At 72.9% G+C, this 22799-nt stretch carries 22 protein-coding genes and 1 pseudogene; 12 read left to right on the top strand and 11 right to left on the bottom strand.

From position 1 onward, the window contains the following. Nucleotides 1-507: ATP-binding protein (locus OP86_RS39000; RefSeq protein WP_051829760.1), on the bottom strand; the 507-nt coding region annotated here is incomplete at its 3' end. Between the two features lie 230 nt (nucleotides 508-737). Here OP86_RS39000 and OP86_RS06610 point away from each other — a divergent pair. From OP86_RS06610 to OP86_RS06560, 11 genes are all read left to right on the top strand, one after another. Next, nucleotides 738-1580: a hypothetical protein gene (locus tag OP86_RS06610; RefSeq protein WP_051829759.1), complete on the top strand. Its 843-nt coding sequence runs from the start codon at nucleotides 738-740 to the stop codon at nucleotides 1578-1580. Between the two features lie 205 nt (nucleotides 1581-1785). Continuing rightward, nucleotides 1786-2562: a YcnI family copper-binding membrane protein gene (locus OP86_RS06605; RefSeq protein ID WP_030055454.1), complete on the top strand. Its 777-nt coding sequence runs from the start codon at nucleotides 1786-1788 to the stop codon at nucleotides 2560-2562. Nucleotides 2563-2640: 78 nt separating this feature from the next. After that, nucleotides 2641-3309, top strand: a complete 669-nt coding sequence (locus tag OP86_RS06600) for an SCO family protein (protein ID WP_030255420.1) — start codon at nucleotides 2641-2643, stop codon at nucleotides 3307-3309. Further along, nucleotides 3306-3836, top strand: coding sequence for a copper chaperone PCu(A)C (locus OP86_RS06595; RefSeq protein ID WP_051829758.1), 531 nt, complete (start codon nucleotides 3306-3308; stop codon nucleotides 3834-3836). The genes OP86_RS06600 and OP86_RS06595 overlap by 4 nt, the downstream gene beginning before the upstream one ends. 13 nt (nucleotides 3837-3849) lie before the next feature. Beyond that, nucleotides 3850-5868: a copper resistance CopC/CopD family protein gene (locus tag OP86_RS06590; protein WP_063832307.1), complete on the top strand. Its 2019-nt coding sequence runs from the start codon at nucleotides 3850-3852 to the stop codon at nucleotides 5866-5868. A 29-nt stretch (nucleotides 5869-5897) separates the two neighbouring features. Beyond that, nucleotides 5898-7184: an iron uptake transporter deferrochelatase/peroxidase subunit gene (efeB, locus tag OP86_RS06585; protein WP_051829757.1), complete on the top strand. Its 1287-nt coding sequence runs from the start codon at nucleotides 5898-5900 to the stop codon at nucleotides 7182-7184. 195 nt (nucleotides 7185-7379) lie between these two features. After that, the gene (gene pheA, locus OP86_RS06580) at nucleotides 7380-8315 is read left to right on the top strand and encodes a prephenate dehydratase (protein WP_030255411.1); all 936 of its coding nucleotides are present in this window, start codon (nucleotides 7380-7382) and stop codon (nucleotides 8313-8315) included. Between the two features lie 573 nt (nucleotides 8316-8888). After that, complete coding sequence (gene serS, locus OP86_RS06575; protein WP_078588439.1) at nucleotides 8889-10163, top strand: serine--tRNA ligase; 1275 nt, start codon at nucleotides 8889-8891, stop codon at nucleotides 10161-10163. Between the two features lie 66 nt (nucleotides 10164-10229). Continuing rightward, nucleotides 10230-11087, top strand: coding sequence for an HAD family hydrolase (locus OP86_RS06570; RefSeq protein ID WP_051829756.1), 858 nt, complete (start codon nucleotides 10230-10232; stop codon nucleotides 11085-11087). A gap of 198 nt (nucleotides 11088-11285) precedes the next feature. Next, complete coding sequence (locus OP86_RS06565) at nucleotides 11286-12017, top strand: FadR/GntR family transcriptional regulator (RefSeq protein ID WP_030055465.1); 732 nt, start codon at nucleotides 11286-11288, stop codon at nucleotides 12015-12017. Between the two features lie 63 nt (nucleotides 12018-12080). Further along, nucleotides 12081-13319, top strand: a complete 1239-nt coding sequence (locus tag OP86_RS06560; RefSeq protein ID WP_030255407.1) for a CynX/NimT family MFS transporter — start codon at nucleotides 12081-12083, stop codon at nucleotides 13317-13319. Between the two features lie 42 nt (nucleotides 13320-13361). Here OP86_RS06560 and OP86_RS06555 read toward each other — a convergent pair whose 3' ends face one another. The 8 genes from OP86_RS06555 to OP86_RS06520 form a co-directional block, all read right to left on the bottom strand. Beyond that, the gene (locus tag OP86_RS06555; protein ID WP_030055468.1) at nucleotides 13362-14078 is read right to left on the bottom strand and encodes an ABC transporter permease; all 717 of its coding nucleotides are present in this window, start codon (nucleotides 14076-14078) and stop codon (nucleotides 13362-13364) included. 52 nt (nucleotides 14079-14130) lie between these two features. Continuing rightward, nucleotides 14131-15048, bottom strand: a complete 918-nt coding sequence (locus tag OP86_RS06550; RefSeq protein ID WP_030055469.1) for an ABC transporter ATP-binding protein — start codon at nucleotides 15046-15048, stop codon at nucleotides 14131-14133. Between the two features lie 11 nt (nucleotides 15049-15059). Continuing rightward, complete coding sequence (locus OP86_RS06545) at nucleotides 15060-15959, bottom strand: ABC transporter permease subunit (RefSeq protein ID WP_030255405.1); 900 nt, start codon at nucleotides 15957-15959, stop codon at nucleotides 15060-15062. Beyond that, nucleotides 15943-16932 (bottom strand): ABC transporter ATP-binding protein, encoded by a 990-nt coding sequence (locus tag OP86_RS06540; RefSeq protein ID WP_033331148.1) that lies wholly within the window; start codon nucleotides 16930-16932, stop codon nucleotides 15943-15945. Before OP86_RS06540 ends, OP86_RS06545 begins: the two co-directional genes overlap by 17 nt. A 137-nt stretch (nucleotides 16933-17069) precedes the next feature. Beyond that, complete coding sequence (locus OP86_RS06535; protein ID WP_030255402.1) at nucleotides 17070-17666, bottom strand: hypothetical protein; 597 nt, start codon at nucleotides 17664-17666, stop codon at nucleotides 17070-17072. A gap of 115 nt (nucleotides 17667-17781) precedes the next feature. Further along, on the bottom strand, nucleotides 17782-18669 hold the full coding sequence (locus OP86_RS06530) for an LLM class flavin-dependent oxidoreductase (protein WP_030055473.1): 888 nt from the start codon (nucleotides 18667-18669) through the stop codon (nucleotides 17782-17784). 138 nt (nucleotides 18670-18807) lie between these two features. Continuing rightward, nucleotides 18808-19200 carry a hypothetical protein gene (locus OP86_RS32790; protein WP_199815149.1) on the bottom strand — a complete coding sequence of 131 codons (393 nt, stop codon included), beginning with the start codon at nucleotides 19198-19200 and terminating at the stop codon, nucleotides 18808-18810. After that, nucleotides 19197-19793, bottom strand: a complete 597-nt coding sequence (locus tag OP86_RS06520) for a nucleotidyltransferase domain-containing protein (protein ID WP_030055474.1) — start codon at nucleotides 19791-19793, stop codon at nucleotides 19197-19199. The genes OP86_RS32790 and OP86_RS06520 overlap by 4 nt, the downstream gene beginning before the upstream one ends. A gap of 327 nt (nucleotides 19794-20120) precedes the next feature. Between OP86_RS06520 and OP86_RS06515 the strand changes: the two genes are divergently transcribed. Further along, complete coding sequence (locus OP86_RS06515) at nucleotides 20121-21491, top strand: hypothetical protein (RefSeq protein WP_157849680.1); 1371 nt, start codon at nucleotides 20121-20123, stop codon at nucleotides 21489-21491. Between the two features lie 86 nt (nucleotides 21492-21577). Here OP86_RS06515 and OP86_RS06510 read toward each other — a convergent pair. Together OP86_RS06510 and OP86_RS06505 are read right to left on the bottom strand one after the other, a co-directional pair. Continuing rightward, nucleotides 21578-21820 (bottom strand): annotated as a pseudogene (locus OP86_RS06510) (LLM class flavin-dependent oxidoreductase); the annotation flags it as partial. Nucleotides 21821-21862: 42 nt separating this feature from the next. Continuing rightward, entirely contained in the window at nucleotides 21863-22774 is a 912-nt protein-coding gene (locus OP86_RS06505; RefSeq protein ID WP_051829754.1) for a serine/threonine-protein kinase, read from the bottom strand. Nucleotides 22775-22799 lie beyond the last annotated feature (25 nt).

Raw genomic sequence — 22799 nt, 5'->3', positions numbered from 1 at the left:
ACGGCATACGAGATTTCTGCCTGTCTCGTGGGCTCGGAGATGTGTATAAGAGACAGGGGTGGGGGCGGCGGGGCGACAGGGGAGGACGTGGGTGTCGTACGGGTGGCCGTCGCAGCGGGGGCGGTGGCCGGTGAGGACCCGCGCCGGGACGGTGGCGCGGCCGCGGCGGGGGCGGCGGGGCCCGTGGCCGCTCGGGGCGGGGCGGGTCTGGGCCGCGGCGGCCGGGCGCCGGACCGGTGCGGCGGCGGGCAGGCCGGGGCCGGAGTCGGTGACCTCGATCCGCAGCCGGTCACCGCAGATCGACGCGGTGACCTGGAAGCCGTCGTCCGGCCGCCCGGTGGCGCCGTGCTCGACGGCGTTGGCGCAGGCCTCGCTGAGGGCGACGCCGAGGTCGTCGGCGATCTGCGGGTCGACGCCCGCCGTCGCCATGGCACCGAGCAGGATGCGCCGGGCCAGCGGAACGCTGACCGGGTCGCGCTTGAGGTGCAGAGTCCACCAGATGTCCACGGGAGGTCCCTCCTGGCTGCGGCTCCACATACAACTAGGTATCTCCGGGCGATTCGGCGGTGAACCGTGCCCGGGGGCCGCTACCGCCCGTTCGGCGGATGGACTGGGGGACGGGGTCTGTGCCGGGCAGCGCGTGCCCGGACCCGCACGCCGCTGCCGAAAGGGGCATTCGTAGGGATTTCCCACCCTGCCCGTGGCGGCGTCGTACGCAATGAGAGGATGGCCCGGCCATGACTGCCCTCGCTGCCGCCCCGCTCCCGGGCGACCCCGGACCGGCTCAGCCGGTGGGGGCCGCCGCCTGGGACCTGCGGCTTGCCCGGGCGGTCCCGTTCGCACTGTTCTGCACCTTGATCGCGGCGGCCGGGCACGCCCTGGCCGGTGGCGGCGACGTGCCGCCGACCGCGCTGGCGGTGGGTTTCGTCGCGGTGCTGGGCTTCGCGGCGGCCTGCGGCGGACGGGAGCGTTCGCTGGCGGCCATCGCGGGGGCGCTGGGCGCTGGGCAGCTCGCGCTGCACTGCCTCTTCCACGGTTTCAGCGGCCACGGCTTCGGCGCCGGCTCCATGGCCGGTATGGCCGGCATGCACGCCGGCGGCTCCGGTCCGCTGACCCTGCCACAGGTGGCCGGCCGGCTGATCTGCAACGAGGCCCGCCCGGGGACGCTGGTCGGCCTGCCCGGCAATCCGTCCCCGGAGCAGTTGGTCTCCTCCGCGGGCCTGGATCCGCACGCGTTCGCCGCCGCGCCCTGGTGGCAGGGCGGCGTGTTGGGCATGACGCCGTCGATGCTGGCCGGGCACCTGGCCGCCGCGCTGGTGGCGGGCTGGTGGCTGCGGCGCGGCGAGGCGGCGTTGTGGCGGCTGCTGCGGGTGGCCGCCTCGGCGGCCCGGGAGCACTGGGCGGCGCCGCTGCGGTCGGCGTTCGCGCTGGTGGCCGCGCTGCTGCGCGGTCTGTTCGGCGTGGCCGGTCCGGCCCGCCGGTTCGGGGCCCGGGGCGGGGAGAGTCCGTTCCCGGCGGGTGCCGTGCTGCGGCACAGCGTGGTGCGGCGCGGGCCGCCGCGCGGGGTCTTCGCGTACTGATCCGTGTTCCTGGCGGCCTGCGGGCCGTACCGGGTCGCGGGTGTGCGCACCGTCCGGGCCGTTCCCCCGACCACACCGGGGCCGGGCCCGAGGCTCTGCCCCCACACGTCCCCACGCGCGGCACCACCGAGGCACCGCCGGAGCGCGGCTCCGTCCGTCGCCCGGTCCCGGCCTGCCGCCGAGCTCCGATCGGAGACCCCTCATCATGCGTTCCCTTCCCGCCCGTCGTCTCGCCGCCGTCGCCCTGACCGCCGCCGCCTCCGTGGTGGCGCTGGCCGGCCCCGCCTTCGCGCACGTCACCGTGAACCCGGGCTCGGCCGCCCAGGGCGGCTACACGGCCGTCGACTTCCGGGTGCCGAACGAGAGCGACACCGCGAGCACGGTGAAGCTGGAGGTCAACCTCCCGCTGGACCACCCGCTGGCCTCCGTCCGGACCCTGCCGATGCCGGGCTGGACCGCCGCGATCGAGAAGTCGAAGCTGGACAAGCCGATCAAGGTGCACGGCAGCGACGTCAACGAGGCCGTCTCCAAGATCACCTGGACCGCCGACGCGGGCACCAAGATCGCCCCCGGCCAGTTCCAGGAGTTCCGGGTCTCGCTCGGCCCGCTGCCGACCGACTCGGACAGCCTGGTCTTCAAGGCCCTGCAGACCTACGACAACGGCGACGTCGTCCGCTGGATCGACGAGTCCAAGGACGGCCAGCCCGAGCCGGCCAAGCCCGCGCCCGTCCTGAAGCTCACCAAGGCCGACGGCGGCGACGGACACGGCGATGGCCACGGCGACAGCCACGGCGCCACCGCCTCCCCGGCCGCGGGCGCCCACGGGGACAGCTCGGACCACGCCGCCGCCGACGACTCCGGCAGCAAGGCCAGCGACTCCACCGCCCGCACCCTCGGCGTGGTCGGCATCGTGGTCGGCGTGATCGGCACCGCCGTCGGCGTGCTCGGCCTGCGCCGCAAGACCGGCGGCTCCGCCTCCTGACCCCCGCGCCGGCGGGGCCGCACCGAAGCCAAGGGTGCGGCCCCGCCGGCCGTCCCACCGCGCACGATCGGAAGCCCCATGCCCCGCACCACCCGCACCACCCGTCTGGCCGGCGCCGCCGCCCTCGCGCTGGCCGCCGCCCTGACGCTGTCCGCCTGCGGCTCCTCCGGCGGCGGCTCCACCGCCGCGAAGGTCACCCAGCAGAAGGAGGACACCCCGTACCAGGGCACCAAGCTGGCCAAGAACTTCGAGAAGCCGGACCTCCAGCTGACCGACACCTCCGGCCAGCCCTTCGACCTGCGGCAGCAGACCAACGGCAAGGCCACCCTGCTGTTCTTCGGCTACACCAGCTGCCCGGACGTCTGCCCGACCACCATGGGCGACATCGGCGTCGCGATGAAGGCGCTGCCCGCGGAGGAGCGGCAGAAGATCAACGTCGTCTTCGTCTCCACCGACCCGCAGCGCGACACCCCGAAGGTGCTGCGCACCTGGCTGGACTCGATGGGCAGCGACTTCATAGGCCTCACCGGCGACCTGGCCAAGGTGAAGACCGCGGCCAAGTCGCTCGGCATCATGATCGAGGACCCGGTGGTCAACGCGGACGGGACGGTCACCTCCACCCACGGCGCGCAGGTGCTGGCCTTCCTCCCCTCGGACGACAAGGCGCACGTGCTCTACATGAGCGGCACCGAGGAGAAGACCTACGAGCACGACCTGGCGCTGCTCGCCAAGGGTGTCGCGGCATGAGCGGGCAGAGCGGGCTCGCCGGCGAAGGGACGGCGGTGGCCACCGGAAAGCGCTTCCGCCGCAGCGCGCTGCTGGGCGCCGTGGTCGCGACGGCGCTGGGCGGCGGCGCGATACTGGCCGCCTGCGGGACGGGCGGCCAGGGCGGCGCCGCCGCCGGGCCGGCCAGGCTCAGCGTCGCCGACTCCTACATCCCGCTGCCCCCGGCGGGCGGGATGGCGGCCGGCTACCTGACCGTCCGCAACGACGGCGGGCAGGACGAGCTGGTCAAGGTGACCAGCCCGGGCGCCGAGTCGGTCACCATGCACCGCTCGACCGCGTCGACCATGGAGCAGGTCGCCAGCCTGGACGTGCCCGCGCACGGAGCGCTGCAGTTCGCGCGCGGCGGCACCCACCTGATGATCATGGGCTGGGAGAAGGCCCCCGCGGTGGGCGACGAGCTGGAGCTCGACCTCACCTTCGCCAAGTCCGGCACCATCTCGGTCAAGGTGCCGGTCAAGGAGCTCACCTACCGCCCCGGCCAGAGTTAAGGGGACCGCCAGCATGCAGACGGCCGGCCTGGAGAAGGCCTCCCACCGCCGGATCGCCGGGGTGCTCGGAATGCTCGGCGCGCTGCTCGCGCTGATGCTCGCGGGCGCCGGACCGGCCTCCGCGCACGCCACCCTGGACTCCACCGACCCCCGGCAGAACGCGGTGGTCGCCACCGCCCCGCAGGCGGTCACGCTGACCTTCAGCGAGGCCGTCTCGCTCTCCTCCGACTCCGTCCGGGTGCTCGACCCGGCCGGCCGGGCCGTGGACACCGGCAACCCGGCGCACGCCGACGGCCGGGGCAACACCGCCCGGGTCGGCCTGAAGAGCGGGCTCGCCAACGGCACCTACACGGTGGCCTGGCGGGCCGTCTCGGAGGACTCGCACCCGGTCGGCGGCGCGTTCACCTTCTCCATCGGCGCGCCCTCGGACACCTCGGTGTCGGCCACCGCGCTGCAGGGCGCCAAGGCCGACGGCCTGGTCGCCGCCCTGTACGGCACCGGGCGCACCGTCGCCTACGCGGCGTTCGCGCTGCTGGCCGGCGTCGCCGCCTTCGTGCTGATCTGCTGGCCGGCTGGGACCGCCCGGCGCCCGGTGCAGCGGCTGCTGATGACCGGCTGGACGGCGCTGCTGGTCTCCACCGTCGCGGTGCTGCTGCTGCGCGGCCCGTACGAGCGCGGCTCGGGGGTCGGTCAGGCCTTCGACCTGACCCTGGTGCGCGCCACGCTGGACGAGCGGATCGGCACCGCGCTGGCCGCCCGGCTGCTGCTGCTCGCGGCGAGCGGGGTGTTCCTGTCGCTGCTGGTCGGCCAGCTGGGGCAGCCGCCGCGGCCGCTGCCGGCGAAGCCCGTCGAGGACGACGGCCACGGCGTCGAGGGCGAGGACGCCGAGGACACCGAAGCCGCCGAGCTGCGCGAGCTGGAGCAGCGGGCCGCCGAGCGGCCGCAGCGGGAGACCAGGCTGGGCCTCGGCGTGGCCGGGCTGGTGCTGACCGTCGCCCTCGCGGCGACCTGGGTCGGCGCCGACCACGCCTCGGTCGGCATCCAGGTCTGGCTGGCGCTGCCGTTCGGCATCCTGCACCTGATCGCGATGGCGCTCTGGCTGGGCGGCCTGGCCGCGCTGCTGGTCGCACTGCGCGAGGGCGTCGGCGCCGAGGTGGTGGACCGCTTCTCCAGGATCGCCTTCGGCTCGGTGGCCGTGCTGGCCGGCACCGGGATCTACCAGTCCTGGCGGGGCCTGGGCAGCTGGGGCGCGCTGACCGGCACCGAGTACGGGCGGCTGCTGCTGGTGAAGAGCGGCTGCGTGGTCGTGATGCTCGGCGTCGCCTGGATCTCCCGGTCCTGGCTGGCCCGGCTGCGCTCGGCCCCGGCCGAGGCGGCGGAGGTCGAGCGGGCCGAGGTGCCGGAGCCGGTCGCCGTCGCCGCGCACAGCGAGGACCCGGTCCGGCAGGCGCAGCTGGCCCGGCAGAACGCCGCCCGGGAGAGTGCCGGGCGCGAGCGCGGGCTGACCCCGACCCGGGCCGGGCTGCGCCGCTCGGTGCTGGTGGAGGCGCTGGTCGCGGTGGCGGTGCTGGTGGTCACCACGATGCTCACCAACTCCCCGCCCGGGCGGGTGGCGAGCGAGGTCACGGCCGGCACGGCGGCCGCGGCCCCCGGCGCGGCCGCGGCGGCCCCGCAGACCGAGCCGGGCCGTACCGTCGAGCTCAAGCTCCCGTACGACACCAAGGGCCGGACGCCGAACGCCAAGGGCACCGCGACCGTCACCCTCAACCCGGCCCGGACCGGGCCGAACGAGGTGAAGCTCGCGCTGGACGGCGCGGACGGGCAGCCGGTGGACGTCCCCGAGGTGCAGCTCGCCTTCACCCTGCCGGACCGCGACCTCGGCCCGCTGCCGGTCGCGCTCACCCCGGAGGGCACCGGCCGCTGGAGCGGCACCGCGCAGCTGCCGCTGGCGGGCAACTGGGTGGTGTCGGTGCAGGTCCGCTCCTCGGACATCGACCAGACCACGCCGACCCAGCAGTTCAAGATCGGCTGACGGCGGTGGACGACGTGACGAGGGACGACGTGACGACCACGGAGCAGGCCTCGGCGGCACAGGCCGCGGCGGACCGTACGGGCTTCACCCGGCGGGCGCTGCTCGGCACCGCCGGCGCCGGGCTGCTGGTCGGCGCCGGTGCGGGTGTCGCCGGGGCGGTCGCGCTCGATAGCTCCGACCGCTCCGCCGGTACGGCCGCCGCCGGTGGCGCGCTCGGTGCGGCCCGGGTGCCGTTCCGCGGCGAGCACCAGGCCGGGATCCTCGAACCGCAGCAGGCCAGGGTCCAGCTGGCCGCCTTCGACCTGGCCGAGGGCGTCGGCCGGGACGGCCTGCGCGGCCTGCTGCAGCGCTGGACGAAGGCGGCCGAGCGGTTGACCGCCGGGGAGCCGGCCGAGGAGTTCGACAACCAGATCGCCCTGGACGCCGGGCCCTGCTCGCTCACCCTCACCGTCGGCTTCGGCGCCGCGCTCTTCGACAAGGCCGCACCGGCCGACCGCCGCCCGCCCGGGCTCGAACCGCTGCCCGCCTTCCCCGGCGACGCGCTCGACCCCGCCCGCGGCGACGGCGACCTGTTCGTCCAGATCGGCGCCGACGACGCGCTGGTGGCCGTGCACGCCCTGCGGGTGCTGCAGCGGCTGGCGGCCGGTACGGCGGCGCTGCGCTGGCAGTCGGCCGGCTTCGCCCGCACCCCCGGTGCCGCCGCGCAGCCGGTGACCGGCCGCAACCTGATGGGCCAGGTCGACGGCACCAACAACCCCAAGCCCGGCGAGGACGGCTTCGCCGCCAAGGTGTTCTGCGCCGCCGGCGGCGACCAGCCGGGCTGGCTGGCCGGCGGCTCCTACCTGGTGTTCCGGCGGATCCGGATGCTGCTGGACCACTGGGAGGCGCTCCCGGTGGACCGGCAGGAGCGGGTGATCGGGCGGCGCAAGTCGGACGGCGCCCCGCTCGGCGCGCCCGCCGGGGCCGGCGAGCACGCCCCGGTCGACCTCTCCGCGCAGGGCCCGGACGGCGCGCTGGCGGTCCCCGCCGACGCGCACATCCGGGTCGCCGCCCCGGCGGCCAACGGCGGGGCGGCGATGCTGCGGCGCGGCTTCTCGTACCACGACGGACTGCTGCCGGACGGCTCGCCGGACGCCGGGCTGCTCTTCCTCGCCTTCCAGGCCGACCCGCGCAGGGGCTTCACCCCGGTGCAGCGCAAGCTCTCCCGGGGCGACGGCCTCTCCCGCTTCCTGCGGCACGAGGCGAGCGGGGTGTACGCGCTGCCCCCGGCCGCGCCGGCCGGCGGCTACCTCGGCCAGCAGCTGCTGGAGGGGTAGCGCCCCGGCGCCCTGACGCCCCGGCGCCCCGGTGCCCGAAGCGGGCTCTTAGCACACGCGGTCCCGGCCACTGGAACGCTTTCCTGCCGGGACCGCGGAATCGTTAGGGTGACAGCTTCGGCACCACCCTGTTCGCGCAGCACCCCGTTCGCGCGGCACCCTGTCCGTGCGGCACCGAGTACTCCCGGAGGCGTCATGTCGGCCACCCGCTACACCTACCTCGGCCCGGCCGGCACCTTCACCGAGGCGGCACTGCACACCCTGCCCGAGGCGGCGACCCGGGAGCTGGTGCCGCTGTCCTCGGTGGCGCTGGCGCTGGACGCGGTGCGCGGCGGGGAGGCGGCCGGGGCGTTCGTGCCGATCGAGAACTCGGTGGAGGGCGCGGTCACCGCGACCAACGACGAACTGGCCGCCGGCACGCCGCTGATGATCTACCGCGAGGTGCTGCTGCCGATCGCCTTCGCGCTGCTGGTGCGGCCGGGCACCGAGCTGTCCGGGATCAAGACGGTGACCAGCCACCCGGTGGCCCAGCCGCAGGTGCGCCGCTGGCTGGCGGCCAACCTGCCGGAGGCCACCTGGGAGTCGGCCGCCTCCAACGCCGACGGTGCCCGGCTGGTCGCCGAGGGCCGCTACGACGGGGCGTTCGCGGGCGAGTTCGCGGCGCCGATCTACGGGCTGGCCCCACTGGTCAAGGACATCGCGGACGCGAAGAGCGCGGCCACCCGGTTCGTCCTGGTGGGCCGTCCGGGCCGGGTCTCCTCGCCGACCGGTGCGGACAAGACCTCGATGGTGGTCTGGCTGCCGGACGACCACCCGGGTGCGCTGTTGGAGCTGCTGCAGGAGTTCGCGGTCCGCGGGATCAACCTGATGCGGATCGAGTCCCGCCCGACCGGCGAGGGCCTGGGGAGCTACTGCTTCCTGATCGACTGCGAGGGCCACCTGACCGAACGCCGGGTGGGCGAGGCGATGATGGGCCTGAAGCGGATCTGCCCGCAGGTGCGGTTCCTCGGCTCCTATCCGCGCGCCGACCGGCAGGTGTCCGTCCACCGGCGGCCGGGGACCTCGGACGAGGATTTCTCCTCGGCGGCGGACTGGCTCTCGCGCGCGCTCGACGGGCGCGGGGACATCTGAGACTTCCGCGGCCGAGACGCATCCGACTGATACGCACGCACGCGGCGCCCCTGCGGGACAGCCTGACGACACCTGTTGTCTTTCTGACCTTTTCCGACCGTTTTGGACCGGGCCGCTCAGGCGGGGAGAGTGACCGTCCCGCTCATCCACAGGGGCGCCCGGCGCCGGAGTCCGCTGTCCACAGGCCTCCCGACTGTCCACAGCCGGAAGTTATCCACAGACCTGGGGACGAGTCGACAAACCGGTATAGCCATTGCCCAGAACTGGTCGGATCATCGGTTTGCGTCGCAGAGATGACTAATCGGACCAGAGTCACCCGCTTGCCAGCAAATCACCCGTGCGAGTGCTTCAATTCCCTCACTCGAGTAGGTCGATTGAGGTTTGAAACCTCAATTCCCTGGTTCGGTCACCCGGAGGGCGATCCTCCCCTTCGATCCACAGCCCCGGCCCCGGGCCTGTGGATAACCCGCCCCAGCGGGGTTCCCCACAGGAGTTATCCACAGGATCGGGGGAGTTATCCCCAGGGAAAAACCGGTACCGGTGGAGGAACTCCCGCCCGGTACGCTTGGGCCTGTGATTGACCTTCGCCTGCTCCGTGAGGACCCTGACCGAGTGCGCGCCTCGCAGCGCGTCCGTGGCGAGGACGTCGACCTGGTCGACGCCCTCCTCTCCGCCGACGAACGGCGCCGGTCCTCGGGCAGCCGCTTCGACGAACTGCGCAACGAGCAGCGGGTGCTCGGCAAGCAGGTCGCCCAGGCCAAGGGCGAGGAGAAGGCCGCCCTGCTGCAGCGCACCAAGGACCTGGCCGCCGAGGTCAAGGCCGCGGACGCCGAGCAGAGCGCCGCCAAGGAGGAGGCCGACCGCCTGCTCCGCTCGCTGGCGAACCTCATCGACCCGGCCGCCCCGGTCGGCGGCGAGGAGGACTTCGTCACCCTGGAGGAGATCGGCACCCCGCGCGACTTCGCCGCCGAGGGCTTCGAGCCGCGCGACCACGTCGAGCTCGGCCAGATCCTGCGCGCGATCGACACCGAGCGCGGCGCCAAGGTCGCCGGTGCCCGGTCCTACTACCTGACCGGTGTCGGCGCGCTGCTGGAGCTCGCCCTGGTCAACATGGCGATCGCCCAGGCCACCGCGGCCGGCTTCACCCCGATGATCACCCCGACCCTGGTCCGCCCGGCCGCCATGGACGGCACCGGGTTCCTCGGCCAGGCCGCCGAGAACGTGTACCACCTCGCCGAGGACGACAAGTACCTGGTCGGCACCAGCGAGGTCCCGCTCGCGGCGTACCACATGGACGAGATCATCGAGGCCGAGAAGCTGCCGCTGCGCTACGCCGGCTACTCGTCCTGCTTCCGCCGCGAGGCCGGCACCTACGGCAAGGACACCCGCGGCATCATCCGCGTCCACCAGTTCGAGAAGGTGGAGATGTTCGTCTACACCACTCCCGAGGACGCCGAGAACGAGCACCGCCGCCTGCTCCAGTGGGAGAAGGACTTCCTCAACGCGCTGGAGCTGCCGTACCGGGTGATCGACGTCGCCTCCGGCGACCTCGGCGCCTCGGCCGCGCGCAAGTTCGACATCGAGGCCTGGATCCCGACCCAGGGCAAGTACCGCGAGGTCACCTCGACCTCCAACACCACCGAGTACCAGGCCCGCCGCCTCTCCATCCGGATGCGCGAGGAGGGCAAGACCCGCCCGCTCGCCACCCTGAACGGCACGCTGGTCGCGATCCCGCGCACCATCGTGGCGATCCTGGAGAACCACCAGCAGGCCGACGGCTCGGTCGTCGTGCCCGAGGCGCTGCGGCCGTTCCTCGGTGGACGGGCCGTCCTCGAACCGGTCAAGTAACCCCGGTTCCAGCCGCACCACCCGCACTGCCTGCACCACCCGCAACTCCCGGGAGACGACCGGCCCATGAGCACCACCAGCCCCAGCCCCGTCTCCCCGGACGACACCCGAAGCGGTGGCGGCCTGCCCTACCGGCTGGTCGCCACCGACCTCGACGGCACCCTGCTGACCAGCGAGGAGACCGTCTCCGAGCGCACCCGCGCCGCCCTGGCCGCGGCCACCGGCGCGGGCGCGCAGCACATCATCGTCACCGGCCGCTCGGCCGTCTGGGCCCGCCCGGTCTTCGACGAGATCGGCTACACCGGGATAGCCGTCTGCGGCCAGGGCGCCCAGGTCTACGACGCCGGCGCGCACAAGCTGCTCACCTCCCTCACCCTGGACCGCCGGCTCGCCGCGCTCGCCATCGAGAAGATCGAGGCCGAGACCGGCCCGCTCGCCATCGCCGCCAACCAGGACGGCCTCGACGGCCAGGTGCTGGCCGGCCCCGGCTACGAACTGCTGATCGGCTCCGACCTGCCGGTCGTCCGGGTCGACCGCGGCGGACTGCTCGCCTCCCCGGTCAGCAAGCTCTACATCCAGCACCACGCCCTGACCGACGACGCCCTCGCCGAGGCCGCCCGCCGCGCCGCCGGCGACCTGGTCGGCGTCGTGATGGCCGGCGCCGGCGTGGTCGAGCTGCTCCCGCTGGGCCTGTCCAAGGCCACCGGCCTGGCCGTCGCCGCCCGCCGCCTGGGCGTGCGTGCCGCCGACACCATCGCCTTCGGCGACATGCCCAACGACGTCCCGATGTTCGGCTGGGCCGCCCACGGCGTGGCCATGGCCAACGCCCACGAGGAACTCCTCGCCGTCGCCGACGCCGTCACCACCAGCAACGACGAGGACGGCGTCGCCGTCGTCCTGGAGCGCCTCTACCCGGCGCGCTGACCGGGCCCCGCGGCCCGGAGCAGGCCCGGAGCAGGCCCGGGGCAGGACCAGGGCAGGCCCGGGACGGGACCTGTACCGGCCCGGGCGGGTGGCGGTGGCCGGGCGTTCACGGATTGTTCGCATGGGGGGTTGTAGGATGACCGGGCAAGCAGTTGTAGGATGACCGACGACTGATGGTTGTGCGGAGGGAGGCCCGGAATGAGCGGTGACGGCAGCAGCCTGCAGGCGGCCGGGCGGCGCTCCCTGGTGGACACCGCGATCGACCAGCTGCGCGAGCAGCTGGCCGGCGGGGCCTGGCCGGTGGGGTCGCAGATCCCCACCGAGCACGAGCTGGCCGAGCGGCTGCAGGTCGGGCGGAACACCGTGCGGGAGGCGATCCGGGTGCTGGTGCACGCCGGGATGCTGGTCTCCCGGCAGGGCGAGGGGACGTTCGTCCGCTCCACCAGCGACCCGGCGGCCGTGCTGCGCGGCGTCCAGCGCTCGGGCATCCGGGACGTCCTGGAGGTCCGCGCGGCGCTGGAGACCGAGGGCGCCCGGCTGGCCGCGCTGCGGCACACCCCCGAGGACGTCCGGCGGATGCGGGCCGCGCTGGCCCGTGAGGCCGAGGTGTTCGCGGCGCACCCCGAGCGGGCGAGCCGCGAGGCCACCGTCGAGCACGACCTGGAGTTCCACACCGCCGTCGTCGAGGCCGCGCACAACCCGGCGCTGACCGAGGTGTACCGCTACTTCGGCGCCTCCGTCCGCGAGTCGATGACCTCCGCCTTCGGCGACCACGACATGCCCGAGGCGGTCGTCGCCACCCACGAGGCGCTGGTCGACGCGATCGAGAGCGGTGACCCGGAGCGGGCGGAGGCGGCGTGTCGTGCGCTGCTCGCCGGCCCGACCGCGGCCGTCGAGCAGCTGCTCGCGGCCATCGCGGCCCGGAAGTAGGACGGCGCGAGCCTCCGCCCTCCCGCCCGCATCCACGCACATCCAGGAAAGAACAGCACACCCATGGCCGTCACCCGTGCCCAGCAGCCGGTTGTCACCACGCCCGCCCCGCTCCCCGTCCGCGCCCGGCTGGCCCATCCGCTCCTGCTGCTGACCGGCATCGTGCTGGTCGCGCTGAACATGCGCGCCTGCCTGGCCGCGATCTCCCCGATGGTCGGCGAGATCCAGCGGACCTTCGGCCTCTCCGCCACCGCGAGCGGCCTGATCACCACCGTGCCGGTGCTGTTCCAGGGCGTCGGCGCCCCGCTCACCCCCCGACTGACCCGCCGGTTCGGCGCCGAGCGGGTGGTGCTGGGCGCGGTGCTGGTGCTGGGCGCGGGCGTGCTGCTGCGGGTGCTGCCCTCGGTGTTCGCGCTGTACGGGGGCTGCGTGGTGATCGGCGTGGCCATCGCGGTGCTCAACGTGTCGATGCCGGGCCTGGTCAAGCGGGAGTTCCCGGACCGCGCGGCGACCATGACCGGCGTCTACTCGACCACCATGCTGGTCGGCGCGACCCTCGCGGCCGGCACCTCCGTCCCGCTGGAGCACGTGCTCGGCGGCGGCTGGCGGGCCTCGCTCGGCGCGTGGTCGCTGCTCGCCGTGGTCGCGGCGGTGGCCTGGCTGCCGCAGGTGCTGCGGGCCCGTCAGGAGCGGGGCGCGGTGGCCGCGGCGGCCGTGCCGGGCAAGCCGATCGAGGGCATCTGGAAGTCCCCGCTGGCCTGGCAGATCAGCCTGTTCATGGGGATCTCCTCGCTGCTGGTCTACACCCTGGTGGCCTGGCTGCCGACCATCCTGGCGGACCACGGCATGGACCGCGGCCAGGCCGGACTGGTCTTCGCCTTCTCCAACCTGGTGCAGGTGGCCGGTGCCTTCCTGGTGCCGCTGCTGGCCGGCCGGATGACCAGCCAGCGCGCCCTGGCGGTGACCATGGCCGTGCTGAACGGGCTCGGCATCGCGATGCTGCTGGTGGCGCCGGTCTCCGCCGCGTGGGTGTCGGCGACCGTCCTCGGCGTGGCCCAGGGCGGTTCGCTGGGCCTGGGCCTGGCGTTCATCGTGCTGCGCAGCGGCAGCGCGGCCGGCGCCGCCCAGCTGGGCGGGATGTCGCAGGCGATCGGCTACCTGGTCGCGGCGGCCGGGCCGGTCGGCGCCGGCGCGCTGCACCAGCTCACCGGCGGTTGGGACGCCACCCTGATGCTGATGCTGGTGCTGGTCCTGGTGGTCGGCGCGGCCGGCTGGGGCGCGGGCCGCAACCGTACGCTCTGAGTCCCCCGGTACGGCGCTGCGATCCGTCGGGCGCCGTACGGCTCACTCCTCGCCGGCCAGGGTCAGCCCGGCCAGCTTCACCGAGGCGAGCACCGTCGCCCCGACGGTGACCACCAGCAGCAGCGGGACGGCCGCCCCGAAGGAGACGTCGGCGCCGATCGCGGTGTCCCCGGCGACCGCCTCGGCCACCGCCTTGCCCCACTGCTGGACGCTCAGCGTCCGGGCGCCCTCGACGAAGTTGCCGACCACCGACTCCCAGATCAGGGCGTACCCCAGCCCGGCCACCACCGCGTGCCGGGTGGCCACGCCGAGCAGCAGGAACAGCGCGCTGTACGCGGCCCCGGCGACCAGCACCGCCACGGTGTAGCCGAGCACCACGCCGTCCCGGGTGCCGTACAGCAGCAGCCCGGACAGCAGCGTCGGGACGACCGAGAACAGCCAGGTGACGCCGGTCGCGACGGCCAGCTTGGTGGTGATGATCCGCCACCGCGGCAGCGGCTTGGCGAGCAGGTAGACGATCGAGCCGTCGTCGATCTCGGTGGCGATGACCCCGGTGCCGACCACCAGGCCGAGCAGCGGGACCAGGGTGCCGAGGCCGAGCTGGCCGAGGATCTTGACGGTCAGGCCGTGCGCGTCGGCGCTCGACCCGCTCGCGATGGCGGAGACGAGCAGCAGCAGCGCGGGGACCACCAGGAGCAGCAGGCCGCGGCGGCGGCCCAGCAGCCCGCGCAAGGTCAGCCTGGCGACGGTGGGGTTCATGGACGGTCGGCCCTTTCCTGGGTCCGGTTGGTGACGTGGATCAGGTCGGGGATCACGCGGAGACCAGGTACGAGAAGACGCTCTCCAGCGACTCGTCGGCCGGGGAGACGGTGTACAGCCGGATGCCGGCCTCCCGGGCGACCCTGGGCAGCAGGGTGGTGAAGCCCTGGAAGTTCACCGCCTCGATCCGCAGCGCCCGCTCCCGCTCGTCCACCTCGATGCCGGTGGTGGAGCCGTCGGCGATCAGCGCGGCGGCGAGCCGGCGGTCGTCGCTGGAGCGGACCAGGTAGCGGTGCGGGCGGTCGGTCATCAGCCGGCGGATCCGGCGGAAGTCGCCGGAGGCGGCGTGCCGGCCGGCCACCACGACCTCGATGTGCCGGGCCAGTTGCTCGACCTCCTCCAGGATGTGGGAGGAGAACAGCACGGTGCGGCCGTCCGCGCCGAAGCGGCGCAGCAGCTCCATCAGCTGGAGCCGCTGGCGCGGGTCCATGCCGTTGAAGGGCTCGTCCAGCAGCAGCACGGCGGGGTCGTGGACCAGGGCGGAGGCCATCTTGACCCGCTGCTTCATGCCCTTGGAGTACGTCCCGGTGCGACGGTCCTTGGCGTACGCCATCTCCACCAGGTCCAGCGCCCGGCGGGCGGCGGCGCCCGGCTGGGGCAGGCCGTGCAGTTCGGCGTTGGCGAGCACGAACTCCCAGCCGGTCAGGTAGTCGTACATCGACTCCCGCTCGGGGACCAGGCCGATCTGCCGGTACACCTGCTGGTTGCGCCAGATCGGCGCGCCGTCCAGGGTGACCGTGCCGCTGGAGGGGGCGAGGAAGCCGCTCATCATGTGGATGAGGGTGGACTTGCCCGCGCCGTTGGGCCCGAGCAGGCCGGTGATGCCGGGGCCGATGGCCATGGTGACGTCGTTGACCGCGACCACGTTCCCGAACCAGCGGGAGACCTTGTCGATGCTGATGGTGGCCATGCCGCCCTCTCTCAAACCTTCTTGTAGCGGCTCAGCAGCAGCCGGTACGAGCCGACCACCATGGCCACCGCGACGAGCGCGAACACCGCCAGGCCGAGGCCGCCCGGCGCGTGCCGGCGGTCGAGCCCGTTGCCGAGCTCGAACAGCTCGTTGACCAGGGACTCCACCAGGTCGGTGGGCGAGATCAGCGAGGTCCACTGGGCGGTGTCGGAGCCCGACGTGCTCGGGTTGCTGATGCCCACCGCGACGGTGGCCACCGCGGCGCTGACCGCCAGGTAGCCCATGATGGCGGCCACCCCGAAGCCCCGGCGCGGGGTGGTGGCCGCGATCACCAGCGCCACCGAGGTCGGCACCACGGCGTACAGCACGGCCGCCGCGAGGCCGTACAGGAACTGCCCGGTGTTGTGCGAGAAGTCCATCCCGCCGAGCAGCGCACCGGCGTACAGCACCAGCAACGGGGCCGCCATCAGCAGCAGTTGGGCGCAGACCATGGCGGCGAACTTGGCCCGGACGTAGTCGGTGCGGGTGATCGGGCGGGAGAAGTAGAGCGGCACGGTCTGGTACCGCAGGTCCCGGGAGAGCAGCACCGGCGCCTGGGAGGCGAGGAAGACCGAGACCACCAGGCTGAGGCTGGAGAGGTAGCCCGGGTACTCGACCGGCAGCTCCTCGCGCTTCATGGCGATCGCGACCGCCACGAAGATCATGGCGGGCACGGTGACCACGCCCAGCACCAGGAACGGCAGCACCTTCGACTTGCCGGAGCGGCCGAGGCCGTACGCGGCGCGCAGGCTCTGGGTGAAGAGCGAGCGGGTCGCGTACGCGCGGCCGAGCCGGGGGCCGGTGTAGCCGCGGTAGCCGATGTCGTGGATGACGCCGGTGTCGGCGGGCCTGGTCTCAGGAGGCAGCGACATCGTCCGTCCCTCCCCTGCTGTCCTGGTCGTCGGTGAAGAGCTCGGCGACCCGGTGCCGGCGCTGTTCCAGCCGGACCAGGCCGAGGCCCAGCCCGGCCACGGTGTCGCGGATGGTGTCGTACGTCGACTCGTCCGCGAGCCGGACCAGCAGCAGGTGCGAGCCCTCGGGCTGGGCTTCGACGCCGGCCGCGGCGAGGCGCTCGCGGACCGCCGTGCCGGGTTCGGAGCCGATCGCACCGGGTTCGCGGCCGTGGTCGTCCGGGAAGTCGGTGACCTCGACCGCGAGGACGGCCGTCGCCTCGGTGAAGGAGGCGGTGGAGGAGGAGCGCAGCAGCTTGCCGCCGTCGATGACGACCAGGTGGTCGCAGGTGCGCTCCAGCTCGCCGAGCAGGTGGGTGGTGACCAGCACCGAGATGCCGAAGTCGGAGTGCACCCGGCGGATCAGTGCCAGCATCTCGTCCCGGCCGGCCGGGTCGAGGCCGTTGGTCGGCTCGTCCAGCAGCACCAACTTCGGGTCGTGGACCAGTGCTTGGGCGAGCTTGACGCGCTGCTTCATGCCGGTCGAGTACCCGCCCATCGGCCGGTACCGCTCCTCGTAGAGGCCGACGTGCCGCAGGGTGTCCGCGGTGCGCTCACGGGCGGCGGTGGCGGGCAGGCCCGCCATCCGGGCCATGTGCACCACGAACTCGGTGGCGGAGACGTCCGGTGGCAGGCAGTCGTGCTCGGGCATGTAGCCGACCCGCTCGCGGATCTCGGAGCCCCGGGTGGCGATGTCCAGGCCGAGGACTTCGCCGCGGCCGGAGGTCGCCGGGGCGAGCCCGAGCAGGATCTTGATCAGGGTGGACTTGCCGGCGCCGTTGGACCCGACCAGCCCGACCACCCCGGGCCGCACCTCGACGGTGAGCTGGTCGAGGGCGGTGACCCGGGGGAACCTCTTGGTGAGGCCGTCCGTCGTGATGACAGCTGTGGACACGCCCTCAAGGTAACGGCCTTGCCCGGCACGGGTCATGAGCTGGAATGACGAGGGCCCCTGCTGCTGCGGTATGACGTCCGGGCTCCTCCCCCCTAGGGGTCGGCGGAGCCCGGACGTCGTACCGCGGCCGCGGCGGATCAGCTGTGCGCGCGCTCCCACAGCTCGGTGACCTTGCCGGAGGCGTCGATCGCCACCTTGTAGTCACCGGCCGAGCATGGGTACGAGCCCTTCTCGTTGTGCGGCGTGGCGATGCACTCGTTGACGTGCTTCACCAGGTCCGTCAGGTTGACGTCCTTCGGCGCGGCCAGCACCGAGCTCAGGTGGCCCTTGGCGGTGGGCGCGAAGGGGGCGGTCTTGTCGGCGCCCACCGGGTCGAAGCCGACGTCGTCGACCCCGCAGACGTCCTTGGTCTCCTTGTAGACCAGGGCGGTCGCGCTGGTGCCCTTCACCGGGTAGATCCACTTCTGCCCGGCGGGCAGCGGCTCGTGGGTGCAGAAGCCCTCGGGCTCGCCGGAGGCGGCCGAGGTGCCGCTCGGCGCGGGCTTGCCGGTCGGCGCGGGCTTCCCGGTGCCGGCCGGGGCGGCGGTGGGCGCGGCGCCCGTCGGGGCGGCGGTCGCGGTGCTCGACCCGCTCCCCGCGCCCTGGTCCGACGAGTTGTCCGGGCCGCAGGCCGCGAGCGCGAACGCGGCGGTGGCGACCAGAGCGGTGGCGAGCAGTCTCCTGGAAACACGCATGACGAAAGAACCCCCGTTGTAACGCATGATCAGATTGACGGTGCGGCGGACAGACTAGCGCCTCGCACCGTCGGGCCCCCGCCGGTCGAGCCGCACCGGCGGGGGAAGAAGCGGATCAGCCCAGCTGGGCCAGGCCCTCGGTGGCGATCCGCTCGAACACCGCGAGATCGTTCTCGAAGATCGAGTCCGGCACCGGCCAGTGGACGACCAACTCGGTGATGCCCAGCTCCCGGTAGGTGCCCGCCCAGTCCACGAACGCGTCCACCGACTGCAGCGGCTTCTCCGCGGTCGAGCCCTGGAGCAGCATCTTCTCCAGCGTGGCCACGTCCCGGCCCTTCGCCTCGCAGGCCGCGGTGAGCTTCACGATCTGCTGCGCGATCACCTCGGGCGCCTGCTCCACCGGCACGTCCGCGGGGCCCTTCGGGTCCCCGTACGTGACCCAGCCCTGCCCGTACTCCGCGGCCAGCCTCATCCCGCGCGGGCCGGCGGCGGCCACGTAGAACGGCACCCGCGGGCTCTGCACGCAGCCCGGGATGTTCCGCGCCTCGACCGCCGAGTAGTACGTGCCCTCACGTGTGGTGGCGTCCTGGCGCAGCAGCTCGTCCAGCAGCGGCAGGAACTCCCCGAACCGGTCCGCCCGCTCCTTCGGCGACCACGCCTCCTGGCCCATCGCGGTCGCGTCGAACCCGATCCCGCCGGCCCCGATGCCCAGCGTGAGCCGCCCGCCGGACACGTCGTCCAGGGTGATCAGCTCCTTCGCCAGCGTCACCGGGTGCCGGAAGTTCGGCGACGTTACGAGCGTGCCCAGCCGCATCCGCTCGGTCGCCGTCGCGGCGGCCGTCAGCGTGGGGATCGCCCCGAACCACGGCTCATCCCGGAACGACCGCCACGACAGGTGGTCATACGTGTACGCGGCATGGAACCCGAGTTCCTCGGCCCGCCGCCAGATCTTCTGTCCCTCGCCCCACCGGTGGATGGGGAGGATCACTGTGCTCAGACGCATGGCTCCGACCCTACGGGAGCGGTCGTCGTGAGCCCTGGTCATCGGGGCAGGCCGCACCCAAGGATCAGTAGCGGCTCATGTGCGGCATCGCCTTCTCGGCAAGATCGATGATCGCCTGTGCCTTCGGCAGATCGCCGCTCACCCTTCGGGGGTGATGGCCGGGGCTTCGGCAGACCGGTACTCGCTCTCGTTGCGGCGGATCCGCATGCGGCTGAACGGTCGCAGGACTCCGCCCAACGGCGGGTCGAGCTGCGCCTTCACCGTCTCGTACACGGCGACATGGCCACCCCTGCTCGTGGCACGGAGACCCTGGTTCATCAAGACCGCCGCAAGCGCCTTGCGCGCGGCGTCGTACGCGAGGCTGTACGCGCCGACCGGGTCGGCGTCGAGGAGCAGCTTCGCAGAGGCCAGGTGCTGCCGTGCCTGAGCCAACTCCGCCTGGGCATGCCCCGCAGACGCCGGCACCCTCTCGACCTCACGTCGTTGGATCAGGTCGTCAACGGTCGCACGGCCCTGTTCCCAGCGGTTCACGCGCCATTCTCCTTGTGCAGCGTTAGGCGGACCAGCGGTCGCTCGCGGACCGAGGTGAGGAACGGTTCGGCGCTCTCCGAGGCCCAGGCCAGCGGGGAGATGCGGTGGACGTTGACCTCCCGGTGCAGCTCTCGCGACGCCTGCTCGGCGACGTCGAAAAGCTCGTCCGGGTCGGGCTGCCCGACGACCAGGACATCGACATCTCCTGGGATCGGACCGGGCTCCCCCTCGTAACGGGCCGCCCACGAACCGTAGATGTACGCCTCCTCGACTCCGTCGAGAGTCGAGAGGATCACCGTGAGTCGAGGCACTGGCCCGTATGTCACGAGCAGCAGGTCGCACAGCGGTCGATACAGCAGGGTGTCCGTTCGAGCACTGATGATCCGGGTGCGGCCGAGCCGCTTCCCTGCGAGGATCTCAGCGCCGATCAGCCTGTCCACCTCTCTGAGCACCGCCGTGTGCGAGACGTCCAGCGCCCTGGCCAGTTCGATGAGCGTCCAACTGCGCTCCGGACTTAGCAGAGTGAGCGCCAAGAGGTCCCCCTGTAGCTGAGACCGGAACAGGGGGAGCAGAGAGGGTGCAGAAGACTTCATTACGCGCAGAATATCATGCGCGTAATGCAGATATCGCCTCAGGGTCAGAAAGCGATCACGCTGCGTAAGGTGGCGGAGCTGGCAAGCTCGCGCAGCGACCGGTCCCCCACCCGGCTGCCCCATAAGCCACCGGGTGGATACTCCTCCCGCACCTGCGCGAGTACCTGCTGCGGTCCGCCAACCCGGTCTTCGCCCGGGGCCGTGGAACAGCCCCCGCACCGATCAACCCGATCGAGCGTAGTACTCCTGATCCGCCGCCACTGTCCGGGCGACGGCGATAGCCTGCCCCCGCAGTACACCGTCGTCTGTTCTCCGCGAAGGTCCGCCATGTCACCCGTGTCCCGCAACCGCAGGTCGAACACCAAGAAGCAGCAGGGCAACAAGAAGCGTTCGGGCAACCCGGCGTCCCCGAAGAACATCCCCACCCCGCGCGAGCGGCTGAACCTGTCAGGCCTCCGCGCCGGCAACCCCTTCGGGGATCCGTCCGGCCTGTCGTTCCTGCAGCGGCTCGCGGGCGCGGAGTCCGCACGACCCGACTGGTTCGGACCGTCCATCGAAGGGCTCCTCGACGAGGCCGAGGTGTTGTTCGATGCCCAGAGCCCGCGTCAGCTGGAGGACATGACGGCTCGCCTGCTGGGAGCACACGTCCACAAGGCCGTCCAGGACGAGCACTCCCTCTTCCTCGACTACTGGGTCGAGGAACTGATCGACGTGACGGAGCGACGGGCCCGGGAACAGCTGGTCGCCGGGGCGCCCGGCAGCCGGGCCGCCAACCTGCTCCTGCACGGCCTGACTTCGGTCGGCTCCCCCGCAGTCGCGCACATGGCGGATGCCGCACTGTCCCGGCTGCACCCGATCGTGCACGGCACAGACATCGCGGGGGACCGGCCGGACTGGCTCGACTCGGCAGCGAAGCCGCAAATGACCGGAGACGTGTGGACGATGCGCGACGTCTACGGCAGCCGGCTCGGCGTCATCGCGGCCACCAGCTACCCGAACGGCGCCGACCCGGCTGTCTACCTCTTCGACATCGACGCCTGCGGCTTCGTCGTGCTCGCCGGAGGCGGCACCTTCGACGACGTGCAGCAGGCTGCCGCAGCCTGGCGCACCGCAGTCGGCGCAGCAGCAATCGACTGCGTCCCGCAACCACTCGACAAGGCCCACACGGAAGCGCTGCGCTGCCTCATCGAGGTGGACCTGAGTGAGATCACCATCCGCGGAACTGAGTCGCGGGCGGTGTGGGACGAGTGGTTCCGTGCCCTGCGGCGCATCCACGACCTGTCCAACGCCCTGCAGCGGCACGGCAGCTCACTGCCGACGCCCCTCAGCCTCTACCAGGATATCGATGTCACCCCGACGGTGGAGGCGTTCTCCGCCTGGCTGCGGCACGAGCACGGCAAGGAACCCGACCCGGAAGCCGTAGAAGCGCTGGTCGGCGAGTGGCTGGAGGGCGCCCTTCCCGATACCGCCGACTCGGTGTCACCACATCGGATCGAGCACCAACTCGGCCTGATCAACGACTGGATGCCCGACCATCCGGCCACCATCGGGGCCAAGGGGCTACTGCCGCACTGGGTGCGGTTCCTCGCGCAGCGGACGGACATCCCCGACAATGCGGCCGCTGCCGCCCTCGCGACGCTGGCAACCGTGTCCGGGGGCGGCCACCGGGCCGCCGAACACTGCCGCGACGTCCACTGATCGCGCTGCCGACACAGGACAGCTCGAGCCGATCTGCCGCCTTCACTGCGTCTCCTCGACCCCCTACGTCGCGTTCTCGCAGGTCACACTGCGATAGGTGAAAAAGGATTGACCGAGGTCACCAGCGTGCCCAGCCGCAGCCGCTCGGTGGCGGTGGCGGCGGCCGTCAGCGTCGGCACGGACCCGAACCACGGCTCGTCCCGGAACGACCGCCAGGACAGGTGGTCGTAGGTGTACGCGGCATGGAACCCGAGGTCCTCGGCCCGCCGCCAGATCTTCTGCCCCTCGCTCCACCGGTGGATGGGGAGGATCACCGTGCTCAGTCGCATACCACCGACCCTACGGCAGCCGTCAGCGGCTCCCGGTCGGATTCAACGCTGCAGCCAGCTCAGCAGGGTCGTCGCCGTGAACACCGTGCCCGACGCCAGACAGACCGCGCGCGGGGTCAGCCACCCGGGGCCTTCCGGGGGCCGGGACTGCGGGACCGGAGCCAGCAGCGCGTCCGCGAAGGCCTGGGCGGTCGGCGGTCGGTCCGCCGGCTCGACGGACATCGCGGCCCGTAGCAGCAGGGCGACGTTCGGTGGGAGCTCCGTTCCGGCTGGGAGCGCCGGCAGCGTCGAGGAGGTCGGCTGGCCGGTCATCAGGGCTGTGGCGCGTCCGCCCGGGCCGAACGGCTTCTGCCCGGTCAGCAGCTCGTAGGCCACGACGGCCAGCGCGTACACGTCGGCCCTCCCGTCGAACCCGCCGGTCTGGAAAGCCTGTTCCGGTGCCATGTACGCGGGCGTGCCCGTGGTCACCGTCAGCCCGGATGCGTCGGCCAGTTGCTTCGCGCTGCCCAGATCCGCCACCAGCACCGCGGCGGGCGCAGGGCCGGTGGCGAGCAGCAGGTTGGACGGCTTGACGTCGCGGTGCACCACGCCCGCCTCGTGCAGGACCTGGACCGCGTAGCCCGCCTCCGCGGCCAGCCGTAGCGCCTCCTGCGGGTCGCACTGCCCGACCCGGTCCGCCAGGGTGCCGCCGCGTACGTAGTCCATGACGAAGTAGGGCCGGTCCTCCTGCACCCCGACGTCGTGCACCCGGACCACCCGCGGGCTGGCGATCCGGCGCAGCAGCCTCGCCTCCGCCAGGAACCGCTCGCGCACATCGGCGTTGGCGGCCCAGTTCTCGGCCAGCACCTTCACCGCGACCTCGGTGTCGAGCTCCGGATCGTAGGCCTTCCAGACCGTCGCGAAGGAGCCGGCTCCGAGCCGCTCCAGGAGGAGGTAACGGCCGAGCTTGCGCATGTGGCAGCATTCTGCCGGAGTCGGG

It is taken from the genome of Streptomyces novaecaesareae (genome assembly GCF_000716875.1).
GTDB classification, from domain to species: Bacteria; Actinomycetota; Actinomycetes; order Streptomycetales; family Streptomycetaceae; genus Kitasatospora; species Kitasatospora novaecaesareae.
This window is presented reverse-complemented; position numbering and strand designations above follow the sequence as displayed.